Below are 18,782 nucleotides of genomic sequence, written 5' to 3' on the forward strand. Positions count from 1 at the left end.
GTGCCGGAAGTACCCGACGTACCGGAAGTACCCGAAGTACCCGAAGTCCCCGACGTACCGGAGGTGCCAGAGGTACCGGAAGTGCCCGACGTACCGGAGGTGCCCGAGGTGCCGGAAGTCCCCGACGTACCAGAGGTACCCGAAGTAGTCCCCGACGTGCCGGAAGTCCCCGAGCTGCCCGAACTACCCGACGTCCCCGAACTACCGGAAGTCCCCGAAGTCCCCGAGCTGCCGCCCGTCCCGGACGTGCTCGGCTTGATCGTCGGCGGGGTCGTCGGTCCATCGACCGAGCCGCAGCCGTACAGCGCGAGCAGTGACGAGACGGCCATCGTTACCGTCGTCTTCTTGAAGAATTTATGCATGTTGGCCTCGACATTGGAAGTGTGTCCAAGCCTCCTCTGCAAATTCCGCGCCACGAAAGGTTTAGCGAAACGGTGTCGCGCTTTGTTGCGAAAATCGGGAATATCGACGCGATTTAAACGGAGTAATGGCGGTTTCCCGCGACGGGCACGTACGGTGCGCGGGCGAGGCCGTCGCGATGTTCCCGTCAGTCGACGTAACGCACGGTGCGATGTTACGTAGCGTCCGACATAGCGGGACACGGGCGGCCGCGAACCGAGGGCCGCGTCTTTGACGAAACGCGCGGGGCCCGGGAACATGGCCGGACAACGCCCGGCTGCCGGCGAAGCCGAAGCGGCCACGACTTCAACCAGGACACGGACATGAGCGAACAGGACAGGGAATCCGGCAAGGCGCGGCGGATCGACGTGATGGGCGAGGCATTCGTCGAGCGCGCGATGCGCGACCTCGACGGATTTTCGCGTCCGTTGCAGAACTGGCTGAACGAACATGCGTGGGGCAGCACGTGGCAGCGGGGCGGGATCGACCTGAAGACGCGCAGCCTGTGTACGTGCGCGATGCTGGCGGCGCTCGGCCGCAGCACGGAACTGAAGGGCCACATTCGCGGCGCGCTCAACAACGGCGCGAGCCTCGTCGAGATCCGCGAGGTGCTGCTGCACAGCGCGCTCTATGCAGGCGCGCCGGCTGCCGTCGAGGCATTCCGCAGCGCGCGCGAGGTGATCTCGGATCTCGGGCTGTCGGTGCCCGACGACGAAGCCTGATTCCGCCCGCGGCGTTGGTTGCCGGGCACGGAATCAGGCGTTGCCGTGCGGTCGCGGCTTACGCGATGCGTACCGTCGGCGCGGCTTCCTCGGCCGGTGCTGCGGCGACCTCGAGCAGCCAGTCGGCCGTCGCATCGGGAATCGTGACCGGCAGCATGTGGCCGCCCTCGACGACCTTCAGCCGCACGCGCGCCGACTTCTTCGCGAGCGCGTCGCCGTGCTCGCGCCAGTTCAGGATCGGATCGGCGCGGCCGTACAGCACGTCGACCGGCAGCGCGAGATCCGCGTAGCGGCGCTCCATCGCGGGCAGGTCGGCGGGTGCCGACAGCAGGTCCGTCGCCGTCGCGTAGAACACGTGCGGGCGCATCCCGAGCAGGCCGCCGCCCTTGACCGGGAAGTCGCGCGGCACATCTTCCGGCGCGAACACCTGGCGCACGGCCTTGCGGCCGGTCAGGATCGTGAGCGGGATCGCGAAGGTCCACGACACGAAGCGGTGCACGAGCGGCGACGGCAGCATCAGCGGCCGGAACGGTGCGGGCGGCTCGGTTTGCTCGTGCGACAGCGGCGCGATCAGCGCGAGCCGGCTCACGCGGTCCGCATGGTTGAGCCCGACCGCCAGCGCGATCGCGCCGCCGAGCGAATGGCCGACCAGCACGGGCTTGTCGAGGTGCAGCGCGTCGATGAACGCGGCGACCGTGCGGGCCTGCGCGTACACGTTCGCCTGCGAGCTCGCGCCGCGCAGCGAGCGGCCTGCGCCCGGCCGGTCGATGAGGATCACGCGATGCTGCTGCGCGAGCCGCGTGAGCGGCAGGTACGCGAAGTTGCGCCAATTCCCCGCGAGCCCGTGAACGAACACGATCGGCGGGCCGTTGCCGTATTCGACGTAATGGATGCGGTCGCCGCCGATGTCGACGAAGCGGCCTTCGGGCGGAAACGCGCGCGTCACGCGCCGGGCCACGTAAGCGGTGAACAGCGCGAGCGCGGCGAGTACCGCGACGACGCCGAGCAGTACGTTCTGGATCAGATGGAGCACGGGGGTCATGTCGGCCTCAACGGGTTTCGAGTGCGGGTTCGGCGACCTGCGTGGTGGTGGCCGGGCCGGCTTTCGCGCGGCGTTCGAAATGCATCGCCGAATCGGCGAGCGCGCTGAATTTCAGCGAGGCGAGATCGCGCACGTAGTTCTGGTGGAATTTCCACGGCTTGTGACGGCCTTGTTTCGGCAGGATGCCGGCCGCGCGCTGGATGTAGCCCGAGCTCAGGTTGACGGCCGGCACGTCGCCGAGTTCGCCGGCACCGAGCCGCGGCACGCACGTGTCGTAGTCGTTCGCGCGCATGTGGTTGAGCAGCCGGCACACGTAGCGCGCGATCAGCTCGGCCTTCAGCGTCCACGACGCGTTCGTGTAGCCGAACGACGACGCGAGGTTCGGCACGTCGCTGTACATCATCCCCTTGTACGACACGGTCTCCGGCAGGTCGACCACGCGGCCGTCGACCGTGACGCGCGCACCGCCGAGCATCTTCACCTTCAGCCCGGTCGCGGTGACGATCACGTCCGCGTCGAGCTGCTGGCCGCTCTTCAGCTTGAGTCCGGTCGGCGTGAAGCGCTCGATCTCGTCGGTGACGATCGACGCGCGGCCCGCGCGGATCGACTTGAACAGGTCGCCGTTCGGCACGAGGCACACGCGCTGGTCCCACGGCATGTAGCGCGGCGTCAGGTGCTTCGCGACGTCGAAGTCGGGGCCGAGCTGCTTGCTGGCCGCGCGGATGATGAACTTCTTCGTCTGGTCGGGCTTGCGGCGCGACACGTTGTACAGGTAGATCGTCAGCAGTACGTTCTTCACGCGCACGAGCCGGTGCGCGAGCCGCGACGGCAGCACGCGGCGCAATGCATTCGCGATCTTGTCGCGCGCGGGCAGCGACACGATGTAGGTCGGCGAGCGCTGCAGCATCGTCACGTGCTGCGCATCGGCCGCCATCGACGGCACGAGCGTGACGGCCGTCGCGCCGCTGCCGATCACGACGACGCGCCGGTTCGCGTACGACAGGTCCTTCGGCCAGTGCTGCGGATGCACGAGCTTGCCTTCGAACGTCTCCATGCCGGGCCAGTCGGGCCGGTAGCCGGCATCGTAGTCGTAGTAGCCGCTGCACATGAACAGGAAGCGGCAGGTGTAGACGAGCGTGTCGGTCGCGCCGTCCTGCGTGCGCTCGATGCGTACCGTCCAGCGTGCGCGGTTCGAATCCCAGTCGGCCGCGACGACCTTCTGCCCGTAGCGGATCGTCTTGTCGATGCCATGCGCGCGCGCGGTGTCTCGGATGTAGTCGAGAATCGTCTGGCCGTCGGAGATCGCCTTGTCGCTGTGCCACGGGCGGAAGCTGTAGCCGAGCGTGAACATGTCGGAATCCGAACGGACGCCCGGATAGCGGAACAGGTCCCAGGTGCCGCCGATCGCGTCGCGCGCTTCGACGATCGCCACGCTCGCATGCGGGCAGCGCTGCTTCAGGTGATACGCGGCGCCGATGCCGGACAGGCCGGCGCCGACGATCAGCACGTCGAGGTCGCGATTGTCGCGATTATCGCCGCTGTCGCGGCGGGCGGCGGGGGCGGGCGGCGCATCGCGCCGGTCGGTCGTCGTCGAGGTCATGCGGGTTCCTTGGCGGGCGTGGTCGGGCGCGTGGCCGGGGTGTGCGCGCGGTCGAGGTTGCGTGCGCGGGCGCGGCGCACGTGGCGCAGCATCAGCCACTGGTAGCCGGCGCCGAGCAGGCGCGCGATCCGGTCGAGCCGGCGCGCGTCGGCGCCGACGAGCACGCGGCGCGCATTGCGCTCGACGCCCGCGAGGATTTGCCGCGCGGCGTCGTCGGCCGTCGTCGCGTTGATCAGCCGGTTCGCCTGGCGGCGGTGGGTTGCTTCGTCCTGGCCCGTCAGCGCGTGGATGCTGGTGTCGACGCGGCCCGCGTCGACGATGCCGGTCGCGACGCCGCCCGGATGCACGCAGGTCGCGCTCACCGGCGCGCCGTCGAGTTCGAGTTCCATCCGCAGCGCCTCGGTGAAGCCGCGCACCGCGAACTTGGTGGCGTTGTATGCGCTTTGCGTCGGCATCGCGATGAGGCCGAACAGGCTCGACGTGTTGACGATGTGACCGTCGCCCGACGCGCGCAGGTGCGGCAGGAACGCCTGCGTGCCGTGCACGACGCCCCAGAAGTTGATGCCGACGATCCATTCGAGATCGGCGAGGCGCGCGGTCTCGGCGCTGGCGGCCAGCGACACGCCTGCGTTGTTGAAGATCAGGTTGACCTTGCCGTGCTCGGCGCGCACGAAATCGGCCCATGCGAACACCGCGTCGCGGTCGGCGACGTCGAGTCGCCGCGTGCTCACGTGCACGCCGTGCTGCGCGCACGCGGCCGCCGTGCCGGCGAGCCCGGTTTCGTTGACGTCGGCGAGCGCGACCTCGCAGCCGCGCCGCGCGAGCTCGACCGCGAGGCTGCGGCCCATGCCCGAACCGGCGCCCGTGATCGCGGCGACCTTCCCGGAAAACCCCTTCATCCGTCGTTCCTCCCGTTCCGCTTGCGCTGCACCGGCGGCGCGCCTATTGTGGTGTTTGTCGTCACCACTTTAGTTTTCGGGTGTCCTGATGTCAAATAGCGGAATGGAGAAAGCACTCGAAACGGAAAAAAGGGGCCGGTCGTATGGCGGCGTGGCGCCCGAGGTACGGGCTGCCGAGCGGCGCGACGCGCTGATCCGCGCGGCGACGCGCGTGTTCGGCACGGTGGGTTTTCGCAAGGCGACCGTGCGGTCGATCTGCCAGGAAGCGAAGCTGAACGATCGCTATTTCTACGCGGCGTTCGACAGCACCGAGGATTTGCTGCGCTGCACCTACCTGCACCACGCGCAGCAACTGCATGACGCGGTCGCGCAGGCGGTCGCCGCGCGCGGCGGCGATCTGCGCGAGAGCGTCGACGCGGGGCTCGCCGCGTTCTTCGCATTCCTGCGCGACCCGTGCGCGGCGCGCGTGCTGCTGCTCGAGGTGATGGGCGTGAGCGCGGATACCGACATGACGTACCAGCGCATGCTGATCGATTTCGGCAAGCTGATCATGGCGATCGGCGCGCCGCATGAAGCGGCGACGCCCGCGGAGCGCACCGAGCAGCGGCTGATCGGGCTAGCGCTCGTCGGCGCGATGACGAACGTCGGCGCGGCGTGGCTGCTGACCGAATATCGCGATCCGGAGGCGCAGATGATCTCCAGTTGCAGGAAGGTGTTGCTGGGGACGTTGGGAACGGGCAGGTAGCTGGCGCCGGAAACTGTGGCTCGGGCATGAATCCGTCGAAACGACTCAGGCATATTTGCACGCGCATCGAGCCATGAAGGGGGGCAACGCCTGCGTCTCGATGTTCTGCCGATCGTCGAGCGGCGTGGCAGCGCTACATCCGATGGAAAGAGACATCATGATGCCCAGCGTCATCATCAAGGATCTGTCCATGCTTCGACCTCACTGAATACGTTTCGCCAAGCTGCAACTGCTAAAAACAACTTTGCACGACGCGTCTTCACACAGGCCTATCACGGATTTCTCCGCCTCTGGCCGAGTCAGGCTAGTTGCAACGCTATAGTGAGTATCGGCCTTCGCTACCGCCACGCACCTGTTGGAGTAAGCGGAGACCAATTCGCACTTCCTGGAGCCCAGGTCGAGACAATTTTTCATGGCGATCTGCTCCGCCTCGGATCGGCTTGCTTTGTCATGCGACGCGCCAATGTTGTGGGTTTCCTGGGCGTCCAACGCGACCGCGCCCCAACGCTCGATATAAGTGACGTTGAGCGGTGCGCCCGGTATGGCCTGATTCCCCGGCTGGCCATAACCAGGGATAGGGCGGCAAGAGGTCGTTCCTTGCCCACCTTGTGGAACCGTGCCAGGAGGACAGCCGCCCTCTGCATAGGCGTGAGTACAGAATGAGAATGCAGTGACCATGAAAGCCAAGGCGAGTTTGCTTTTCATCGGAGTATCGACCTCAAGAAGTCACCGGGACGTGTCGGTGAGGGGAGATGACGTAGGGTAGAAAACGCGATCGGCCTTTCAATGCGCCGCACCGGCACTCTGCGGGTAGCGGCTGTCCGTCAGGCAGGCGTGCAGCCAGGCGGTATCTTCGGCGCCAAGCTCGACTTCGGCATCCAGCTTGGGCAGCGCCTTGGGCGCCAGCGCGGGGCGGCCCGGGTGAAGATTCCAGCCTGCGCTCGCTTTGCGCGCCTCGTCCACGGTGTCCGGGCACGGGCTGCCGCCTTCTGAACCGTCGCCGCATGCCGCCACGGTTTCCAGCCGGCCCTGAACGACGTTGCCCACCAGGCGTGTCTGGTAGTAGCCGCCGCTCGCCCAGTCATCCATCAACGTGCAGACCCGGTCTCGGTTCTGGTAGCGGCGTGCGCTGAAGCAGCCGTAGTTCAGTTCCTGACCGCCCGGCAGGAAATCGCATCCTGTCTCGAAACCTGCGAATGCCCCACCCGTGAATTGCGCCAGGAACTTGCGCTGCTGCAGCGCCGTTTCCAGCAAGCGCGGCGTGGCGCGGTTGGCCTTGCCGGGCTCGCTCAGTGTCTCGGTGCGCTGACGGATCGCTTTGAGCAGACTCGCGCGTAGGGCCTTGCCGTTCGGCGCGCCGGCGAAATCCTGTGGATTCGCGAAACGCTGGTCACGCGCTTCGATCCAGCGCTTCTGGCCGCGGACGAGCATCGCGCGCAGATCTGCGTCGTTGCCGGCCTGCTGCATGACAATCGCGTAGGCTTTACCCATCTCGGCATCGGCGGCCTTGAGCTTCTCGTCGGCGCAGATCGTACGTTCGACAGGATTGCTGGCCTTTTTGCAGTCGATCGCGTGGGCAGCGGCGGTGCTGGCAAGCAGCGCGATGCAGGCGGCGTATCTGAGGAGGGCTTTCATGTTGGCTTCCGGGCTCGTTCCGTGAGTCAGGGTGCGGGATGCAAAAAAGTCGGGGTTGTGTCATGACGATTCATGTTTACGCGCGTAACTGTGCGGACCCGTCACGGCGATGTCATGTCGAAAATGCCGCTTGGCGGCGTCGTGCGAAAGAGCGCGCGATGGGTGAATCCAACAGCGTCGTCGACGGGCGAGCCATGCGTGTGAGACTCGGGCTTACTTCAAAAAAATATTAAGCAACGGAAATAAATCAGCGGTTGTCTCGCTGCACGTATCTCCTGATTCTGCGGAATTCTAGTCAAAGTAGATAGACTGGTATACATTGGCTGGGCGCTGTGTGGATTCGACGGTTGACAGACATATCAGTGACATCTTCGTAAGCCGATCGCTGGAGCTGGACCTCGCTAATACGAGGTGGATGCGCTTCGCGATTGGGATTTCGCGCGCCGGTTGATGGCGATGCAGTTGCCGAAATGCGCGAATCGAACGACTGGCGAGTCAACGAACATTGAGCCGTGAACAGAATGCGATTGCGTGCCGTTCGGCCTGTGACCTTCCTCAACGCATCTTATTGCGCTGTAGCGCCCCGACATCACCTATGAACGTCATCCGACTGCTTGTCCTGCTGACGCTGCTTGGCGTTGCATCGCTCAGTCACGCTCAAGTCGCCTGCCCCCCGGGCTGGATTCCCTACAGCGCGAGTGACTGCGGTCCAGATAACCGACAGCAAGGTACTAACGGGGTTCAGCCTCAACGCCAAATTCGCTGGGCCTCGCGTTGGGGTGCGGTTGTATCCAGTCAAGGTGCGTTCGGCATCGTGTCCGACATGCCGGATAAAGACAGCGCGATTTCTGCCGCGCAGCGGGAATGCCAGGCCCGCGGAGGTGTGAACTGTTCCGTCAACAACGTGTACGCGAATTCATGTGTCGCGGTCATGGCCAACGGGCAGATCATCTGGACGGAAAATGCAGGCACGTCGGAAGAGGCGAGCAGTATGGGCATGAAGAATTGCGCTTCAAAAGGGGCGGCGAAATGTTGGGTTTACTACGCCGGATGTAGTTTGCCCCAGCGACTGGAATAACACGAAAAGCGCTAGACGCGTTACAGAGAACATGCGATCCAAAATCCTTTCAATCGCTTGCCTGGTCAGTATCAGTATCACCGCGCACGCCCAGGTGGCATGTCCGTCAGGCTGGATTCCCTATAGCGCGACGTCTTGTGGCCCGGCCCCCCGCGCGCAGGCGGCACCCACACAGCAGGCGCCCACGTTCAGTTTGGCGACGACGTGGGGAGCGATCGCGACCGATGGTGTAAAGGGCGTACTCGGCACGGCCGTCGGCGGGGAAAGCGAACGCGGAGCCGCGCGCACGGCGATGGCAGATTGCCAGGCCAAGGGAGGGGCTACCTGCAAAGTTCAGTTGACCTACTCCAACGGCTGCGGAGCCATGATCGTTGGAAGCAAAGGATTCAGTACGGCCGGTGCTGGCACCAAGGAAGAAGCCATACAGAAAGGCATGGCGATCTGCCAGACGGATGGCGATACCGCGTGCCGTCTCTATTACACCGATTGCAGCCTGCCAAAAAGCGCTCACTAGCGGGCAATTGCCGACCCGGAGCTGGCGCTCGGGCATATGCGGGAACCTCAAAACATGAAGCACTTCAACACCCGCCTTCTCCTGTTGAGCGTTGCGACGTCGTTTGCATCGTCCGTTTCCGCGAGCGGCCATTTGCCGCCGGTGGATATGCCGCCGCAATCGTTCGCCAGCTTCGACGCGTGCGTGGAGCATCTTCGTCAGTTGTACGCGGACGACCTGGCCGGCGCGAAACAGGGCCCTCAACAGATCGAGGGCGGCGCGACGCGCGAGGCCGTTGTCGATACCAAGGGCGTCGTAACCAACGAACGCGATGAAGCGCATTACGACGCCGAATTGGGTTGGTCGATTCGCAAGCCCGGCGGTGATGCCGTCGGCAATCGCTGGATCCAGACGAACTACAACTTCGAGCGCTGGAGCCGGACCTGTCGGGGCGCTTCGTTGACCGGCACAATGGAAAGCGGCTTCACGTCACCGTCGGTCGAGCCGTTACGTTAGGGTGTCGGCCCTTCCAAATAGGCATCTACGGCGTTTCACTTGAATGTGTATCGTGGCCGGTGTCGAAGTCGTTGCTCATGAGAAGACCCATGCAGGCGTATTGAGCGCCGCTCTCCGCGTTTCTTCGTTTTTTCCGCTACTTCGACCGTGAGCGCCTTGTCGTAGGCGCCGCCGGCATCTCCCCCAGCCTCACCTTCATCGCCTCGACAAACGCCCGCACCTTCGGCGACGGCAGCCGCGTCGACGGATACACCGCATGGATCCCGGCCGGCGCCGTATGCCAGCCCGGCAGCAGCCGCACGAGCCGGCCGGTCGCGACGTCGTCCGCGGTCGAGAAATCCGTCAGCAGCCCGAAGCCACCGCCCGCGAGCACGATCGCGCGGCACGCGGTCGCGGTGTTCGACACGACCGGCGCGACGCAGCGCACCGACGCGCGGCCGCCCCGCGCGTTGTCGAGCTCGAGCGTATGCGGGCGCGGCAGCGACGACAGCATCACGTACGGCAGCGCGGCGAGCGCATCGGGATCGCGCGGCAGCCCGTGTCGCGCGACGAACGCCGGGCTCGCGACCAGCCATTTCTCGTAGGTGCCGAGCTGCACCGCGCGATAGTTCGAATCGGCGAGGCGGCCGATGCGGATCGCGACGTCGAGGTTGTCCGCGACGAGATCGACGACGCGGTCGTTCGCGACCAGTTCGACGTCGAGCGCCGGATGCCGGTCGCGCAGCGCGACGACGGCCGGCGCGACGACCAGCGCGCCATAGTCGATCGGCACGCTCACGCGCAGCGTGCCGCGCAGCGGCCCGGCGTCGGACGACACCGCGTCGAGCGCGGCTTCGGTGGCGCGCACGATGTCGCGGCACGCGTCGTAGAACGCGCGCCCCGCATCGGTCACGCTCAGCCGCCGCGTCGTGCGTACCAGCAGGTTCGCGCCGACCTCGGATTCGAGGCGCTGCATGTGCGTGCTGACGACCGTCTTCGCGAGGCCGAGCCGCTCGGCCGCGGCCGTCAGCGAGCCGGCCTCGACCACCGCGACGAAGATCGCCAGCCGGTTCAGGTTCACGTCGCGCAGATCGGCCATCGTCGATTGTCCTATGAAAGCGGATAATGTTTCCTCGATTATCCGTCTTCTGGCGATGAACGGCGAGCGCTACGCTGGAGCCGTTCGTCGCCGACTCCCGGCGGCGCGAGATTCCGGAGTGTTTTCCATGTCTGCCGCCAGCAAGCCTGCCTCGCCGATCCGCGTCTATTCGTTCCTGCTCTCGGGGCACGCGCATCGCGTCCGGTTGTTCCTGTCGCTGCTCGGCCTGCCGTCCGAGATCGTCGACGTCGATCTCGCGGCCGGCGCGCAGCGCGAACCGGCGTTCCTCGCGCTCAATCCGCTCGGGCAAGTGCCGGTGATCGACGACGGCGGCACCGTGATCGCCGATTCGAACGCAATCCTCGTGTACATCGCGAAGCGCTACGGCGATGCACACTGGCTGCCCGACGATCCGGCCGGCGCGGCCGTGGTGCAGCGCTGGCTGTCGTATGCGGCCGGCCCGATCGCGTCGGGGCCGGCCGCCGCACGGCTCGTGACCGTGTTCGGCGCGCCGCTCGACCCGGAGGCAGCCAAGCGCACGGCCGCGAAGGTGCTCGACGTGATCGATCGCGAGCTGGCCGGCAAGCCGTTCGCGGCCGGCGCGCAGCCGACCATCGCGGACATCGCCGCGTACACCTACATCGCGCACGCACCGGAAGGCGGCGTGTCGCTCGAGCCGTATCCGCACGTGCGTGCCTGGCTGGCGCGTGTCGAGGCGCTGCCGGGCTTCGTCGGCATGCCGGCGACGCGCGCGGGCCTGCTCGCCGCGTAACGCCCACCGAAGCCGCGCCTGTTCAGGGAGAACGCGATGAACGCGCCGACCGCCGTCGTACCGGGTTGGGAACTCGACACCGCGCCGTTTCACGCGGGCGAACTCGCCGTGCAGCAGCGCGCGGGCGTGACGGAGGCCGCGGGCGCGGCCGGCCGGCGCGGGATCCGGCGCTTCATGCCGGACCAGCACCGGGCGTTCTTCGAGCAACTGCCGTTCTTCGTGCTCGGCGGCGTCGATGCGCACGGCCAGCCGTGGGCGACGCTGCGCGCCGGCGAGCCGGGTTTCGTCACGTCGCCGGACGCCCGCACGCTGCGCATCGCGGCGCGGCCGTTGCCGGGCGATCCGCTGGCCGGCGCCTGGCAGCCGGGCGCGGCGCTCGGCGGGCTCGGGATCGAATTCGATACGCGCCGGCGCAATCGCGTGAATGGCGTCGTGCGTGCGGTCGACGGCGACGCGCTGACGATCGCGGTCGAGCAAAGCTTCGGCAACTGCGCGAAGTACATCCAGGGTCGCAAGCCCGCTTTCGTGGCACGTGAAGTCGATCCCTCGGTCGCGCCCGACGTGTCGGACGCATTGAGCGACGCCGATCGCGCGCTCCTCGCGCAGGCCGACACGTTCTTCGTTGCGAGTGCGAACACGTCGGCGGACGCGGGCGCGGCGCGCGGCGCGGACGTGTCGCATCGCGGCGGGATGCCGGGCTTCGTGCGCGTCGACGATGCGCACACGCTGACGACGCCGGATTTCAGCGGCAACCGCTTCTTCAACACGCTCGGCAACCTGCAGCACGATCCGCGCGCGGGGCTGCTGTTCATCGATTTCGACAGCGGTGACCTGCTGGTCGTGGCCGCGCGTGCGGAAATCGTCTGGGACGGGCCGCTCGTCGCGTCGTTCGACGGCGCGCAGCGCGTCGTGCGGTTCCATGTGCGGGAAGTGCGGCGCCTGCGCGCGGTACTGCCGTTCCGGTGGTCAGAGGTCGAGCGCGCGCCGCAGTTCGCGGCGATGGCGGCGCGTGCGGGCGCAGCGGCGACGGTGGCGCCTGCGCCGGTGTCGTCCGTATCCGCACCCGCCTTGGCCCCCGCATGGCGGCCGTTGCGTATCGCGAAGATCGTCGACGAAGCGCGCGCGATTCGCTCGCTTCATTTCGAGCCGGCGGATGGCGGCGCGCTGCCCACGTACGAAGCCGGGCAGCACCTGACGTTGCGCGTCGCGCTGCCGGGCAGCGAGGCGCCGTCGATTCGCAGCTACACGCTGTCCGATGCGCCGGGCGGCACCGATTACCGGATCACGGTGAAGCGCGAAGGGCGCGTGTCGGCGTGGCTGCACGATCACGCGCGGGCAGGCATGACGCTCGACGCGCAGATGCCGCGCGGCCGCTTCACGTTCGACGTCGAGAGCCCGCGTCCGGCCGTGCTCGTGTCGGCCGGCATCGGCATTACGCCGATGGTCGCGATGCTGCGCCGCGCGCTGGCCGACGACAAGCCGTCGCGCCGCGTCGTGTTCGTGCACGGCGCACGTGAAGCGGCCGACCGGCCGTTCGCGACGGAACTGACGCGCATCGCGGCCGCCGATCCACGCCTGTCGCTTCACCGGTTCGACAGTCATCCTGACGAAGGCTCGGCCGCACGGGCCGGCCGCATCGACATCGCCCAGTTGAAGCGAATCCTGCCGTTCGACGACTACGACTTCTACCTGTGCGGGCCTGCGGCGTTCATGCGCGACCTGTACGACGGGCTGCGCGCGCTGAACGTGCCGGACGAACGCATCCGCTTCGAGGCGTTCGGACCGTCGAGCGTCGCGCGCAGCGCGACCCGCGCGTCCGCGACGCCGCCGGCGGCGAGCGTGCCGGTCGTGTTCCGGCGCACGGCGCGCGAAGCCGCATGGACGCCGGCCGACGGCCCGCTGCTCGAATTCGCCGAGGGGCAGGGGATTGCCGTGCCGTCCGAATGCCGCTCCGGCTCGTGCGGCACGTGCGCGACGCGCGTGCTGTCCGGTGCGGTCGACTATGAGCAAACGCCCGACGCACCGGTCGAACCGGGCTGTGCGCTGCTGTGCGTCGCGCGGCCCGCGAAGGGCGCCGCGGAGCCGCTCGTGCTCGACCGCTGACGGACCCTGCGACATGCCGCCGCAGACGGCCTGCTGCGCGAAAAGCGCGCGCAACTGCTTCTTTTTTCGAATGCCGTCCGGATCGACGATAGCGTCAACCGATTCGATGAAAGGAGCCCATCATGAAACTGCTCGCCATGGTTCGCCTGGTCCTGTGGAGTTTCTTCGGCGTGCGCAACAGCAAGGCGCACGCGACCGATCTCGCGAACACCAACTTCACGTTGCTGCCGTTCGTCGCGATCTTGCTGGCGGTGCTGGTCGGCGCGGTGATCTACGGCGTCGTGCATCTCGTCGTCGATCCGACCGTGACGATGCAGGGGTTCTGAGCGACAGGTGAACCGATGGCGGGCCGTCATGCCCGCTCCGGTTTCCGTCCGTTCGACCGGCGCACGACTGCACCGGTTGTCGCGGGTGCAGCACACGACGCGCATCGCGATCGCATCGCCGCCGTGGTCGCACGACCCGAAGCGTATTTCCCCCGTCCCGCCGTTCCCGCCTCCCGTTCCATCCGATTCCACGGCCCTCCGTCCCGCAAGGGGTAAAATGCGCGCCACGCCGCGTTGTCGCGCGCGACGGGCAGGCCGCCGTTCCAACGAACGGCCGGCGCAAGCGCCCGCCGCCTGCGCCGGGGCGTTCGAAGCGTCCCCCGCATGACACGACCGCGCGATGCCGCCGGCCGCCCGCCCGCTCCCGACGAACCCGTCGGCCGCTGCGTCGGTGCCCGGTACGTCACCTGAATCCGATGTCCCATCCTGCGTCTTCCTGACCGACCGGCATGCGTGCATGCCGTACCGTCCGATTCGTCTGATGGATGTCGTGTCGTTGCATGCGTCCGGTCGTGGTGCGGATTTCGTCGGCGGGTGCACGCTTCGCAGCTTCGTAACGTGTTTCGACAGGGTCGAGTGGCGAGTTTTCCATCCAGAACAATGACGGTGAATAGAACAACAGCGACATCCGCACGGCGGCGTCGCACGAAGGTCGGGCTCGGAGTCGGCCTCGGCATCACGCTTTTCGCGGCGCAGGCCGCCGCGGCACCGGGCGACGCGCCCGTACCGGAGGCCGACGCGGCCGGCACCGCGACGCTGCCCGCGATCACGGTGAGCGGCGAGCGCGGCAGCACGCTGCGCGCGCGCGAAGCGTCGGTCGCAGGGCTCGACGACGCGCCGCTGCGCGACACGCCGGCGTCGGTGAACGTCATCACGCGCGCGCTGATCGACGACCAGCAGGCAAAGCGCCTGAGCGATGTCGTGCGCAACGACGCGTCGGTCGTCAACGACTATGCGCCGGTCGGCTATTTCGAAGGATTTGCGATCCGCGGCTTTCCGGTCGATCTCGCGAGCGCGATCCGCATCGACGGGATGACGGTGTCCGGCGAGCAGAACGTGCCGCTGGAGAACAAGGAGCGCGTCGAGATCCTGAAGGGGCTCGCGGGCATCGACAGCGGCGTCGTCGCGCCGGGCGGCGTGATCAACTTCGTGACCAAGCGCTCCGCCAACGTCGCGAGCGTGACGGGCGGCGTCGACAGCCGCGGCTCGACGTCGGCGGCCGTCGATCTCGGCCGCCGCTTCGGCCCCGACCATCAGTTCGGCTTCCGGATCAATGCCGCGAAGGAGAACATGCACTCCTACATCGACGGCACGAACGGGCGGCGCACGTTCGGTTCGATCGCCGCCGACTGGGACATCAGCCCGCGCGCTAGCTTGCAGCTCAACGCCGAATTCCAGCAGTGGATCCAGCGCTCGGCGCCCGGCTACCAGTTGCTCGGCGGCACCGTCGTGCCGTCGGTCAAGACGACGTCGAAGGCGCTCGGCACGCAGCCGTGGGCGAAGCCGGTGACGACAGATGCGCTGAACCTGAACGCGCGTTTCGACTATCAGTTCAACGACGACTGGAAGGCCTACATCGCCGCCGGCCGCAGCCGCACGATGATCGACGACAACAGCGCGTTCGCGTACGGTTGCTCGTACGCGGCGAGCTGCACGGCCGGCGCGACGTCGCCGTTCTTTTTCGGCGCGAACGGCGACTACGACGTCTACGATTTCCGCAGCCCCGGCGAATACCGGCGCAACGACGACCTGCGCGCCGTCACGACCGGCAAGTTCGCGACGGGGCCGCTGCGGCACGAGCTGACGCTCGGCGTGAGCGTGCAGCGCCGCGTCGTGCACATGGCGACCGCCGTGTACGACTATGTCGGCAGCGAGAACATCTACGGACCCGACGTCGCGTTTGCACCGTCGCCGAACACGCCCGGGCCGTCGTATCCGCAGCTCGATTCGTGGCAGTACGGCGTGTTCGGGCTCGACCGCATCAGCATCGGCGAACACTGGCAGGTGCTCGCGGGCGGCAAGGAAGTGCTGCTGCGCCAGCGCAGCTGGAGCAGCCTCGACGGCGACACGACGCACACCGATCGCTCGGTGTTCCTGCCGCAGGTCGCGCTCGTCTACAAGCCGGTGAACGTGCTGTCGCTGTATGCGTCGTACAGCAAGGCGCTGTCGCTCGGCGACCAGGCGCCCGTGCGTGCGACCAATGCGTATGCGTTCCTGCCGCCGGTCGAATCGCACCAGATCGAAGTCGGCGCGAAATACGACTGGCTTGACCGGTTGAGCCTCACGGCCGCCGTGTTCTCGATCAGCAAGCCGTTCCAGTTCGCCGACCCCGACCCGTCGGGCACGTCCTACACGTTCGTGCAGCGCGGCACCCAGCGCCACCAGGGGATCGAGCTCGGCGCGGCCGGGCGCGTGACCGAGCGGCTGGGGCTGACGGCCAGCGTCGCGGCGATTCGCGCTCGCGCGGTCGACTCGGGTTCGCCGGCATATGAAGGGCACCAGATCATCAACGTGCCGGCGCTGCGTGCGTCGCTGTATGCGGACTACGCGGTGCCGGGCGTCGCGGGCCTGAACGTGCTCGGCGGCGTCGAGTACAGCGCGGCGCGCAACGCGAACGAAGAAGGCACCGCACGCGTGCCGTCGTGGTTCGTGTTCAACCTCGGCGCGCGCTATACGACGAAGATCGGCGGCCATCGCACGGTGCTGCGCGTGTCGGTCGACAACCTGTTCAACAAGTTCTACTGGCGCGACGCGGGCGAGCAGCAGGGCGATGCGTACCTGTTCCCGGGTGCGCCGCGCACCGCGCGTGTATCGTTGACCTATGATTTCTGATCGTCGGGACCCGGCCGCGTGACGCGCGGCCCCGGCAGCCAACCAGGAGAGCACAGACGATGTCCCCACTCGAAATCGCCGGCGTGATCGTCAGCGCGCTCGCGATCTGGCTGACCGCGAAGCGCCGCATGCTGTGCTGGCCGGTCGGGCTCGCGTCGGTCGCGCTGTACGGCTGGATCTTCTTCGATGCGAAGCTGTATTCGGACATGCTGCTGCAGGGCGCGTTCGCGGTGCTGCAGGTGTACGGCTGGCAGCGCTGGCTCGCGCAGCGTGCGAGCGAAGCCGATGGCGGCGCGGCGCCGGCCGGCGACGTCGCGCCCGTTACCGGCGTGCGGCCGCTCAAGATGCTGCCCGACCTGATCGCGGCCGTCATCGGCAGCGCGCTGCTCGGCGGCATGATGGCGCGCTGGACCGACGCGGCGCTGCCGTTCGTCGATGCGTCGCTGACCGCGTTCAGCCTCGTCGCGCAATACTGGACCGCGCGGCGCTACATCGCGTCGTGGGGGCTGTGGATCGTCGTGAACGTCGTGTACGTCGGGATGTTCGTGTTCAAGGAACTGTATCTGACGGCCGGACTCTATGCGCTGTTCATCGGGCTGGCCGTCATCGGCTGGCGCGACTGGAGCCGCACGGCCGCTGCGTTGCGCGCGGCGGCCGGCGGCGCGCTGGCGTCGGGCGGCAGCGCGCGCTGATTCACGCACGGATTCAACCACGGAGCAACGTCGTTCATGTCATTCCCACTCGAGCCGGACGGCCCCTTGTCGCGTGACGTCGCGCCGCCTCAATTCGGCGTGGACGGCGAGCAGGCCGAACGCGACTGGCCATTGATGACGCACGACGAGGTGGCGGCCGTACTCGCGCGGATCGACGGCGCGGGCGAACCGGTGCGGCTGACGTGGCACAGCCCGCGGCAGTTCGCGGCGGCCGTGCTCGTGCGGATGGCGGACGGGCGCGGGCTGTTCGTCAAGCGTCACCACGCGAGCCTGCGCGATGTCGCGGGGCTCGAGGAAGAGCATCGTTTCATCGCGCATCTGCGCGAACGCGGCATCCCCGTGGTGGACGTGCTGGCCGATCGCCACGGCGCGACCGCGTTTGCGTCCGGCGAGTGGACGTACGAGGTGCACGTGCTCGCGCCCGGCGTCGACCCGTATCGCGGCGTGATGTCGTGGCAGCCGTTCACGCATCCTTCGCACGCGTACTCGGCCGGCCGCGCGCTGGCCGAACTCCATCGCGCGTCGGCCGGCTACGACGCACCCGCGCGGCCCGTGCGCACGCTGCTGTCGAGTTTTCGCGTGCTGTCGTCCACCGATCTGGCGGGTGCGCTCGAACGCTGGGTCGAAGCGCAGCCGCTGCTCGTGCGTGCGCTCGGCTCGCGCGACTGGCGCGGCGACGTGGCCGAGGCGATCGGCCCGTATCACGCGCGTCTCGTGCCGCTGCTGCCTGCGTTGCCGCCGCTGTGGACGCACGGCGACTGGCATGCGTCGAACCTGCTTTGGACCGATGCGGAGCCCGGCGCGCAGGTGCGGACCGTGCTCGATTTCGGCTTGTCGGATCGCACCTGTGCGGTGATGGATCTCGCGCTCGCGATCGAGCGCAATACGGTCGACTGGATGGCGCCGGCCGAGGCGCGACGCATCGAGTACGCCCAGATCGACGCGCTGCTCGACGGCTATGAATCGGTCGAACCGCTGGGCGACGACGCGTACGCGGCACTCGTCGCGCTGCTGCCGATCGTGCATACGGAGTTCGCGCTGTCGGAGGTTGCGTATTTCGGCTGCATCATCGATGCGCCGGCGATCGTCGACATTGCGTACGACGGCTACCTGATCGGGCACGCGCGCTGGTTCGGCGAGCGCGACGGGCGGCAACTGCTCGACTGGCTTGTGCAGCGGCGGCGGGGGAAGCAAGGGCGCGCTTGATTCTCGAGAATGCGCGGATAGTTTCCCGGGTTCGGTGATCGACATATCGCTCGAATCGAACATCGAGATCTCGTTCGGATGGATTCGATGGACCGGCGCACGCGAGCGTTGGAGGTACACGGGTCAACGCAAGCGCGGCGGCGGTAAATGAGCCGACTGCATGTCAATGGCTGGTACAGCAGTTGTCGAGGCAGCCGGGACTCACTTGGATGGTGACTTCACGTGTTTCCGACGTCGATCCGGCTGCGCTGCCGGCTGGATAAATTTGCGTTTTTATCTGAAGCGGTGCGTTTATCAGACCGTCGTCTATGACGACTTTCGCCGTCGCGGAAGCTCGTTTCGTTGCAAGTCGTTCCGAATCGTCCTCAATCTTGGAAGCGCTCCCAATTATAGTGATCCAGTTTTGAATTGGATGCTCGGAATTCATTGCTGAAACCCATTGTCCAATTCGTATTTTTTCGGATTCGGATATCTCGTGGCTGTTGTGGGGGAAGGCTACGAAAAATTGCTGTGACGGCAGATTCTGTGCTCCCTGGCATTCTGCCGCAGAGCTTGCCGGTAAAAGGAGTGACGTTACGATAGGAAAGATCAGTGACGTGATAAAAATTCTCATGGTGAATTCG

Annotated in this window: 19 protein-coding genes and 1 pseudogene; 12 read left to right on the forward strand and 8 right to left on the reverse strand. The window is 67.0% G+C overall.

The window, feature by feature from the left end; all coding sequences use genetic code 11:
* Both DIE03_RS39020 and DIE03_RS29825 read left to right on the forward strand, forming a co-directional pair.
* A pseudogene (locus DIE03_RS39020) lies at positions 1 to 582 on the forward strand (highly repetitive protein); the annotation flags it as partial.
* 140 nt (positions 583 to 722) lie between these two features.
* Positions 723 to 1,121 carry a carboxymuconolactone decarboxylase family protein gene (locus DIE03_RS29825; protein WP_124455817.1) on the forward strand — a complete coding sequence of 133 codons (399 nt, stop codon included), beginning with the start codon at positions 723 to 725 and terminating at the stop codon, positions 1,119 to 1,121.
* Between the two features lie 58 nt (positions 1,122 to 1,179).
* Here DIE03_RS29825 and DIE03_RS29830 read toward each other — a convergent pair whose 3' ends face one another.
* From DIE03_RS29830 to DIE03_RS29840, 3 genes are read right to left on the reverse strand one after another with little or no spacing between them, the layout of a single operon-like run.
* Complete coding sequence (locus DIE03_RS29830; RefSeq protein WP_124455818.1) at positions 1,180 to 2,163, reverse strand: alpha/beta fold hydrolase; 984 nt, start codon at positions 2,161 to 2,163, stop codon at positions 1,180 to 1,182.
* A gap of 7 nt (positions 2,164 to 2,170) precedes the next feature.
* Positions 2,171 to 3,763: an NAD(P)/FAD-dependent oxidoreductase gene (locus tag DIE03_RS29835; protein WP_124455819.1), complete on the reverse strand. Its 1,593-nt coding sequence runs from the start codon at positions 3,761 to 3,763 to the stop codon at positions 2,171 to 2,173.
* A complete protein-coding gene (locus tag DIE03_RS29840) occupies positions 3,760 to 4,662 on the reverse strand; it encodes an SDR family oxidoreductase (protein WP_124455820.1) in 903 nt (300 codons plus the stop codon). The genes DIE03_RS29835 and DIE03_RS29840 overlap by 4 nt, the downstream gene beginning before the upstream one ends.
* Positions 4,663 to 4,750: 88 nt before the next feature.
* Here DIE03_RS29840 and DIE03_RS29845 point away from each other — a divergent pair, with 88 nt between their 5' ends.
* Positions 4,751 to 5,407: a TetR/AcrR family transcriptional regulator gene (locus tag DIE03_RS29845; RefSeq protein WP_124455821.1), complete on the forward strand. Its 657-nt coding sequence runs from the start codon at positions 4,751 to 4,753 to the stop codon at positions 5,405 to 5,407.
* Positions 5,408 to 5,452: 45 nt separating this feature from the next.
* On the opposite strand, the gene DIE03_RS38850 is transcribed toward DIE03_RS29845, so the two are convergent.
* The 3 genes from DIE03_RS38850 to DIE03_RS29855 form a co-directional block, all read right to left on the reverse strand.
* On the reverse strand, positions 5,453 to 5,587 hold the full coding sequence (locus DIE03_RS38850; protein ID WP_260434975.1) for a hypothetical protein: 135 nt from the start codon (positions 5,585 to 5,587) through the stop codon (positions 5,453 to 5,455).
* Between the two features lie 21 nt (positions 5,588 to 5,608).
* Positions 5,609 to 6,112, reverse strand: coding sequence for a DUF4189 domain-containing protein (locus DIE03_RS29850; RefSeq protein WP_124455822.1), 504 nt, complete (start codon positions 6,110 to 6,112; stop codon positions 5,609 to 5,611).
* Between the two features lie 78 nt (positions 6,113 to 6,190).
* The gene (locus DIE03_RS29855) at positions 6,191 to 7,042 is read right to left on the reverse strand and encodes a lysozyme inhibitor LprI family protein (protein ID WP_124455823.1); all 852 of its coding nucleotides are present in this window, start codon (positions 7,040 to 7,042) and stop codon (positions 6,191 to 6,193) included.
* Between the two features lie 595 nt (positions 7,043 to 7,637).
* Between DIE03_RS29855 and DIE03_RS29860 the strand changes: the two genes are divergently transcribed.
* From DIE03_RS29860 to DIE03_RS29870, 3 genes are read left to right on the forward strand one after another with little or no spacing between them, the layout of a single operon-like run.
* A complete protein-coding gene (locus DIE03_RS29860) occupies positions 7,638 to 8,120 on the forward strand; it encodes a DUF4189 domain-containing protein (protein WP_124455824.1) in 483 nt (160 codons plus the stop codon).
* Positions 8,121 to 8,151: 31 nt separating this feature from the next.
* On the forward strand, positions 8,152 to 8,634 hold the full coding sequence (locus DIE03_RS29865) for a DUF4189 domain-containing protein (protein WP_124455825.1): 483 nt from the start codon (positions 8,152 to 8,154) through the stop codon (positions 8,632 to 8,634).
* 54 nt (positions 8,635 to 8,688) lie between these two features.
* Positions 8,689 to 9,129 (forward strand): hypothetical protein, encoded by a 441-nt coding sequence (locus DIE03_RS29870; RefSeq protein WP_124455826.1) that lies wholly within the window; start codon positions 8,689 to 8,691, stop codon positions 9,127 to 9,129.
* Between the two features lie 136 nt (positions 9,130 to 9,265).
* On the opposite strand, the gene DIE03_RS29875 is transcribed toward DIE03_RS29870, so the two are convergent.
* Positions 9,266 to 10,207 carry a LysR family transcriptional regulator gene (locus tag DIE03_RS29875; protein WP_124455827.1) on the reverse strand — a complete coding sequence of 314 codons (942 nt, stop codon included), beginning with the start codon at positions 10,205 to 10,207 and terminating at the stop codon, positions 9,266 to 9,268.
* A 127-nt stretch (positions 10,208 to 10,334) separates the two neighbouring features.
* Between DIE03_RS29875 and DIE03_RS29880 the strand changes: the two genes are divergently transcribed.
* The 6 genes from DIE03_RS29880 (at position 10,335) to DIE03_RS29910 (ending at position 18,159) form a co-directional block, all read left to right on the forward strand.
* Positions 10,335 to 10,979 carry a glutathione S-transferase family protein gene (locus DIE03_RS29880; RefSeq protein ID WP_124455828.1) on the forward strand — a complete coding sequence of 215 codons (645 nt, stop codon included), beginning with the start codon at positions 10,335 to 10,337 and terminating at the stop codon, positions 10,977 to 10,979.
* Positions 10,980 to 11,015: 36 nt separating this feature from the next.
* Positions 11,016 to 13,082: a pyridoxamine 5'-phosphate oxidase family protein gene (locus tag DIE03_RS29885; protein WP_124455829.1), complete on the forward strand. Its 2,067-nt coding sequence runs from the start codon at positions 11,016 to 11,018 to the stop codon at positions 13,080 to 13,082.
* Between the two features lie 122 nt (positions 13,083 to 13,204).
* The gene (locus DIE03_RS29890) at positions 13,205 to 13,408 is read left to right on the forward strand and encodes a DUF2970 domain-containing protein (RefSeq protein ID WP_124455830.1); all 204 of its coding nucleotides are present in this window, start codon (positions 13,205 to 13,207) and stop codon (positions 13,406 to 13,408) included.
* Positions 13,409 to 14,008: 600 nt separating this feature from the next.
* Complete coding sequence (locus DIE03_RS29900; RefSeq protein ID WP_124455831.1) at positions 14,009 to 16,240, forward strand: TonB-dependent siderophore receptor; 2,232 nt, start codon at positions 14,009 to 14,011, stop codon at positions 16,238 to 16,240.
* Positions 16,241 to 16,299: 59 nt separating this feature from the next.
* On the forward strand, positions 16,300 to 16,932 hold the full coding sequence (gene pnuC, locus DIE03_RS29905) for a nicotinamide riboside transporter PnuC (protein WP_124455832.1): 633 nt from the start codon (positions 16,300 to 16,302) through the stop codon (positions 16,930 to 16,932).
* Between the two features lie 36 nt (positions 16,933 to 16,968).
* Complete coding sequence (locus DIE03_RS29910) at positions 16,969 to 18,159, forward strand: phosphotransferase enzyme family protein (RefSeq protein ID WP_124455833.1); 1,191 nt, start codon at positions 16,969 to 16,971, stop codon at positions 18,157 to 18,159.
* Between the two features lie 163 nt (positions 18,160 to 18,322).
* Here DIE03_RS29910 and DIE03_RS29915 read toward each other — a convergent pair whose 3' ends face one another.
* Positions 18,323 to 18,772, reverse strand: coding sequence for an OmpA family protein (locus DIE03_RS29915; protein ID WP_124455834.1), 450 nt, complete (start codon positions 18,770 to 18,772; stop codon positions 18,323 to 18,325).
* Positions 18,773 to 18,782: the final 10 nt, after the last annotated feature.

The sequence above is a fragment of the Burkholderia sp. Bp8992 genome (assembly GCF_003853705.1).
In the GTDB taxonomy this organism is placed as follows: Bacteria; Pseudomonadota; Gammaproteobacteria; order Burkholderiales; family Burkholderiaceae; genus Burkholderia.